At 76.8% G+C, this 1,111-nt stretch carries 1 protein-coding gene; it reads right to left on the minus strand.

The features are described from left to right. Positions 1-101 precede the first annotated feature (101 nt). On the minus strand, positions 102-1,111 hold a 1,010-nt coding region (locus ACWGH0_RS34700; protein ID WP_453408256.1), incomplete at its 5' end, for a VWA domain-containing protein.

Raw genomic sequence — 1,111 nt, forward strand, 5'->3', positions numbered from 1 at the left:
GCCCCCGGGGTGAACCCCTCCCCCCCTTAACCTGGGCGGACACCCGAAGGCGGCGCCGGACCCGGGGGACCGGCGCCGCCTTGGTCTGTCGCTGCCGCCCGCTACGCCCGGGCCTGCGCCTCGAGGCCGGTGACCAGCTGTGCGTACAGCTCGGCGTCCGTGACCTCGCGCGGGGCGGGCCCGGCGTGGAAGAACGCGGCGTTCGGTACGTCGAGCTTCCGCAGGAAGTCGAAGCCCTTGGCCTCGTGCTCGCCGAACGCGACGAACTGCCAGAACAGCGGCTTGCCGGCGACGTCGGCCAGGGCCTGCTTGGCCGGTCCCTTGGCGTCCGGGGGGCCGTCGGTCTGGAAGACGACCAGGGCGGGGCGGTCGCTGCCGGACTTCTCGTGGTGCGCGACGACCTCCTCGACGGCGCGGTGGTAGCTCGTACGCCCCATGTGCCCGATGGCGGCGTGCGCCTCGTCCACGCGGCCGTCGTAGGAGTCGAGGCCGACGTCGAGGGTGCCGTCGATGTCGGTCGAGAAGAAGACGACGTGTACGGCGGCCTTCTCGTCGAGGTGGGCGGCGAGGGCCAGCGTCCGGTCCGCGAGGTCCTGGGCGCTGCCGTCCTTGTAGAACCCGCGCATGGAGCCGGACCGGTCGAGCACGAGGTAGACGTCGGCCCGTGCGCCGTCCAGCCGTCCTTCGGTGAGGGCGGTCGCGGCGGCCTCGTAGTGCGCGACCAGCGCGGGCGCCTTCGACGCGACGTCGGCCGCCGCCACGGCGGCGCCGCCCGCGGCGGCGGGCTGCGGCGCGGCGACGGGGGTGGGCTCGGGGTCGGAGTCGGTCTCGGCGGCGACCGGCTCGGCGGCCGCGGGCTCGGCTTCTGCCTGCGGCTCGGGGGCGGGGGTGGGCTCGGGCTCTGCGACCGGCTCCGCATCGGCGGCCGGGGCCGCCTCCGGCTCGGGCTCGGCGACGACCGGCTCGGCCTCGGCGGCTGGGGCCGCCTCCGGCTCCGGCTCGGGATCGGGCTCTACGACCGGCTCGGCCTCGGCCTCAACGGCGGCCGGGGCGGGCTCGGGCTCAGCCTCGACAACCGGCTCCGCCTCGGCGGCCGGGGCCGCCTCCGGCT

The organism is Streptomyces sp. NPDC054887 (assembly GCF_053610585.1).